1 protein-coding gene is annotated in these 609 nt (G+C 68.3%); it reads left to right on the top strand.

The window, feature by feature from the left end; genetic code table 11:
* A partial coding sequence (locus E5J99_RS21075) for an IS630 family transposase (RefSeq protein WP_167852289.1) occupies window positions 1–609 on the top strand: 609 nt, incomplete at both ends.

The following is a 609-nucleotide window of genomic DNA, read 5'->3' as shown; positions in this document are numbered from 1 at the left end:
AGTGAACGCCGCTTTTCTGGCCCGCATGGAGGACGTGCTGGCCGTCTACGCGCGGGCCTACGACCCGTACTTTCCCGTCATCTGCTTCGACGAACGCCCCTGTGTGCTGCACGGCCAGCCCGTCGAGCCGCTTCCGCCCGTGCCGGCGCAGCCCGCGCAGGGGCAGCAGCCGGCCAAAGCCGGCCGTCCCCGGCGGGAAAGCAGCACGTACGTGCGCCAGGGCACGGCCTGCCTACTGGCGGCCTTCGAGCCGGGCACGGGCCAGCGCCTGGTCGAGGTCTCGGCCCGTCGCACGGGCGCTGATTATTGCCGCTTTATGCAGGCCCTGGCGGCCCACTACCCCGAGGCCGCGAAAATCGTGCTGGTCCAGGACAACCTCAACACTCACACCGATGCCGTCTTTTACCAGCACCTGCCCGCCGCCCAGGCCCGCGCGTTGGCGGCCCGCTTCGAGGTTCATTACACGCCCAAAAATGCTTCCTGGCTGAACATGGTCGAACTCGAACTCTCGGCCATTGCCCGCCAGTGCCTGCACCAGCGCATTCCCACGCAGGACGAACTGAGCGCGCACGTTGAGGCCTGTGTGGCGGAACGCAACGCCCGGCGAGC

It is taken from the genome of Hymenobacter elongatus, assembly GCF_004745955.1.
Lineage (GTDB): Bacteria > Bacteroidota > Bacteroidia > Cytophagales > Hymenobacteraceae > Hymenobacter > Hymenobacter elongatus.
Note: the sequence above shows the minus strand (reverse complement) of the source record. Positions and strands in the feature narration are given on the sequence as shown.